4 protein-coding genes are annotated in these 4,491 nt (G+C 46.6%); 3 read left to right on the top strand and 1 reads right to left on the bottom strand.

Features of this window, described 5'->3' with window-relative positions:
* Positions 1-279 precede the first annotated feature (279 nt).
* The 3 genes from PX636_RS20485 to PX636_RS20495 all read left to right on the top strand — a co-directional run bounded on the left by PX636_RS20485 (position 280) and on the right by PX636_RS20495 (position 3,743).
* Positions 280-909, top strand: coding sequence for a ribonuclease D (locus tag PX636_RS20485; RefSeq protein WP_002799135.1), 630 nt, complete (start codon positions 280-282; stop codon positions 907-909).
* A 362-nt stretch (positions 910-1,271) separates the two neighbouring features.
* Positions 1,272-2,531, top strand: a complete 1,260-nt coding sequence (locus PX636_RS20490) for a dihydrolipoamide acetyltransferase family protein (RefSeq protein ID WP_288118573.1) — start codon at positions 1,272-1,274, stop codon at positions 2,529-2,531.
* 264 nt (positions 2,532-2,795) lie between these two features.
* Positions 2,796-3,743 carry a PRC-barrel domain-containing protein gene (locus tag PX636_RS20495; protein ID WP_002756731.1) on the top strand — a complete coding sequence of 316 codons (948 nt, stop codon included), beginning with the start codon at positions 2,796-2,798 and terminating at the stop codon, positions 3,741-3,743.
* Positions 3,744-3,892: 149 nt separating this feature from the next.
* Here PX636_RS20495 and PX636_RS20500 read toward each other — a convergent pair whose 3' ends face one another.
* Positions 3,893-4,333 carry a DUF29 domain-containing protein gene (locus tag PX636_RS20500; RefSeq protein ID WP_288118576.1) on the bottom strand — a complete coding sequence of 147 codons (441 nt, stop codon included), beginning with the start codon at positions 4,331-4,333 and terminating at the stop codon, positions 3,893-3,895.
* Positions 4,334-4,491: the final 158 nt, after the last annotated feature.

Raw genomic sequence — 4,491 nt, forward strand, 5'->3', positions numbered from 1 at the left:
CAGCAATTCTAAATTTGCCCTGTAGCAAGGCTTTTGGGAGTTAGTTCGCATAATACGGGGTAAAATTCAATGGGATGGCGAATTTCATTTCACAAGTCTTCAGGCTTTTGACGTGATAGTACACCCAAAGTTGCGCCAAAAATCCCCCTTTAAAATGTTCTTTAAATCCCTAAAAGGCTTGCTGTGTCTAAAACTGAGAATTGCTGACTGTTTACTGATAACTGTTTACTGATAACTGATAACTGATAACTGAAAAAAGCTCTCCTATCTGCTAACTATATGAACTTAGACAATTTTCAAGTGTGCGATCGAGATTTAAGCGATGACCTATTATCCCGTTATCTAGGGGTTAATTCGATCGCTGTAGATACAGAAACTATGGGATTAATACCGGGGCGCGATCGACTGTGTTTAATTCAACTCTGTGATCCCAGTGGTTTTGTCACTGCCATTCGGGTTTTTAGGGGGCAAACAGAGGCTCCTAATCTCAAAAAGGTCATGGAAGATGAGCGGATAGAAAAAGTCTTTCATTTCGCCCGTTTTGATGTGGCTCAATTGTCCCAAACTTTTGGCATTGCCACTAAACCGATTTTCTGTACCAAAATCGCCAGTAAACTGGCTCGGACTTATACCAGCAGTCACGGTTTAAAAAGTCTCGTGCAGGAATTGGAAGGCATAGAATTAGACAAAACCGCTCAGAGTTCTGATTGGGGAAATGCCGCTAATCTTACCCCACAACAACTGAGTTACGCCGCTAACGATGTGCGCTATTTACTGTCAGTGCGAGATAAATTAATTGTGATGCTGCAAAGAGAAGAAAGATGGGAATTAGCCCAAAAGTGCTTTAGTTGTATCCCCATCTTCACCGCTTTAGATTTACAGCAATACAAAGATATATTTGAGCATTAGTCAGCAAAAGTTACAGTCTATTTAATAAGTAAATAGAAGAGAGATTTTGTCTTTGATCCCCCCTTAATCCCCCCTTAATAAGGGGGGTGCCGATAGGCGGGGGGATCGCCCTTGATAAGGGGGGTGCTGATCCCCCCTTAATCCCCCCTTAATAAGGGGGGTATCTGACAATTTTTAACACCCACCTACTTAGTATGATTGACTCCCAATCGAACTTTAAAAACCCAGTTATGGATGGTTTCTTCCCACTTCCCCACTTCCCACTCCCCACTCCCCACTTCCCACTTCCCCACACCCCCAACCCCATCAACTGTGGTAAAATGCGCTATGGCTCAAAACATTAGAGATAGAAGCACTCCACCATGATTCGAGATATCTTCATGCCCGCGCTCAGTTCCACCATGACCGAAGGAAAAATAGTTTCTTGGGTGAAGTCCCCCGGGGAAAAAGTCAGCAAAGGGGAAACGGTGTTAGTAGTCGAATCCGACAAGGCCGACATGGACGTAGAATCGTTTTATGATGGTTATCTCGCTGTAATTTTAGTCGAAGCCGGCCAGGAAGCACCCGTGGGGGAAGCGATCGCCTATATCGCCGAAACTGAAGCGGAAATTGAACTGGCCAAAGCTCAGGGAAAAACCGCCACAGCTGCCCCTAGCAAGCCCGTAGAGACCCCAGAAATCGCTCCGCCTCCCGTTTCGATCCCCGTCGCCGCCGTTAAAGATAATGGCCGTTTAGTCGCCTCTCCCAGGGCCAAAAAACTGGCTAAAGAATTAAAGGTGGATCTGAAAACCCTAGTGGGTAGCGGTCCCCACGGACGAATTACCGCCGAAGACGTAGAAAAAGCGACAGGAAAAGTCAGCACCGCCCCCGCTCCCGTCATTACTCCCCCACAACCCGTCAGCGTGCCTGTGGCGGCTCCTAAAGCCCCGATTCCGGGCAGCGCCCCGGTCGGTCGGACTGTTCCCCTCACCACTCTGCAAAAAGCCGTCGCCCAGAATATGTCGGTTAGCCTACAGGTTCCCACCTTCCAAGTGGGCTACACTATCACCACCGACCCACTGGATCAACTCTATCAACAGCTAAAATCCAAGGGTGTCACCATGACGGCCCTGTTAGCAAAAGCAGTAGCCAACACCCTCGCTAAACATCCTATAGTTAATTCCAGCTATAGCGATGCAGGAATTCAATACCACGGGGCGATTAACGTGGCCGTAGCCGTAGCTATGCCCGATGGTGGCTTAATTACGCCGGTTTTGCGCTCTGCTAACCAGATGGATATCTATTCCCTCTCCCGCAGTTGGAAAGATTTAGTTGATCGCGCCCGCAGTAAACAACTGCAACCGGAAGAATACAATAGCGGTACTTTTACCATTTCTAATCTGGGAATGTTCGGAGTCGATCGCTTTACCGCTATCTTACCCCCCAACCAAGGCGCAATCCTGGCCGTGGGTGCTTCCCGTCCCCAAATCGTCGTCAATAAAGATGGTTTATTCGGAGTGCAAAAACAGATGACGGTTAATCTCACCAGTGACCACCGAGTCATCTACGGGGCCGATGCTGCCTCCTTTCTGCAAGACTTGGCTAAACTGATCGAAACTGAGGTGCAGTCCTTAACTATGTAATCAGAATCTAGACAGCAGGAGCCAAGGGAGTTTCTCTCTAGCTCCTGCTTTGTTGTCACTAAAAAAATGTAAAGAATTAGCTAAAATGGGTTTAACCTTATCTATCACCCGAAACTATCGCCCAAACAAGGCCAAAAAAAGTGTTAATCTCAGGGAACTTTAAGATATAAGCTAATATCGGTAAATTAACCCTCAATCTCGCCCTATATATTAAGCCTACACTAATTCGTATTCCCACGACCTAACGCCTACCCATAGGAAAAAATGATCACAGAGAATAGTCGCTTACGTTCAGAATTTTTAAATACACAGGTTATCACTCGCAATACAGGCAAAAAACTCGGCGTTGTTAAAGATATCCTAGTAGATATCGATCAACGAGAAGTGGTTGCCCTGGGACTCCGCGATAATATCCTCTCCTTGTCGGGAATGCCTCAATATATGTATTTATCGAGCATCAGTCAGACAGGAGACGTGGTTCTCGTTGAAGATGATAACGTCTTGGAATCCGTCGATATCGATGCTTATACTCCCTTAATCGGTAGTGAAGTGATCACGGAAACCGGCGAACCTTTAGGCAAAGTCCGCGATTATCAATTTGATCCCCTTAGTGGTCAATTACATTCCATTATCATCGCTTCCCTGGGATTGCCTCTTATCCCCGAACAATTGATCAGTACCTACGAAATTGCCATTGAAGAAGTGGTTAGCAGCGGTCCGAATCGCTTAATTGTCTTTGAAGGGGCCGAAGAACGTCTCACGCAGGTTAGTGTGGGGGTTTTGGAACGTTTGGGTATTGGTCGTCCCCCCTGGGAAAGAGAAGAGGAAGAAGCTTATTATACTCCCGCTGCTCGTCCAGAAAATCAGTTAGGTACGGGTATTCCCCTCCGCACCCCCGTGGAGGCCGCTAAACCCGTTGAAGAACGCTGGAGTGAGGATGAATGGGAAAAAGAACCCCTGCGTGCCACTCCCCCACCGCAAAAACGGGCCGAAGCTCGTTATTATGAGGAAGAATACGAGGAAGAAGAAGATAACTGGGGAGAAGCTCGCTCAGAACGCGCAGAAAGCTTTTCTCGTCCTCAGTACGACGATTACGAAGATAAGGCCGAGGATGATATGTGGGATGATGACGTGGAACCAGATTACAATCCCCCCCGCATCAATATCACCGAGAAGAAAAAGGAAAGAATCCCCGAATACGAAGACGGTTAATCTTTGGTCATCCCCCTATCCATTAGTTACATATTTCTTAACATAAAATTTGACAAAAAAAGAAAAGTGTGCTATGTGGCTCAAGGGGGTTCTCTGGGGGGACTGATTTGATCAGATAGTTTCCCAGTCTGGCTGATATTATTTAACCTTTAATCAAGGCTATCACTGGGCAACCAATCTTCTATCACCTGCGCGATAGTATAGGGACAAAACTCTGGAAAAATGCTAAGGATTAAACCCGTTTGTCTGGCGGCTTCTCGACGCGCTCTGGTGTATTCCTTATCCAAAATTTGCGCGGGATAACCGCGTAAACTGGGACTATCCTCTAATTTACGACGAATTTGCGATCGCCCATCATTGATGGAATCCAGCCAACTATCGGAGCGCCGTTGGGGTTGATATTGCCACTTGAGCAGATGAAGCAAAATTCGCTCCATTTGAGAACCAATCGCACTGCGTTCACTTTTCCCCAAATCCTCGATTTCCTCGATTAAATGCTCCCAGTCAATGGCATCCCAGCGTTGTTCCCGCAAAAGTTGAGCCGTATCCCGGGCCCAGAGAATTAAATCGCAATCGTAGGTGGTTGGCATAACCGGTTCCCTGTTTTTCAAGCTTTTCGGGTGGGATTGTGGGGTTAATTCTGTTAGGTTAACGATCCGGCGTTTTCTTAATGATAACTGATTACCGTTAACTTTGGATGATAGCAGTAGTTTACCTTACGATCGGATGTAGTGACTTGTTATGCCTC

It is taken from the genome of Microcystis sp. M53598_WE2, assembly GCF_030067735.1.
Classification (GTDB): Bacteria; Cyanobacteriota; Cyanobacteriia; order Cyanobacteriales; family Microcystaceae; genus Microcystis; species Microcystis aeruginosa.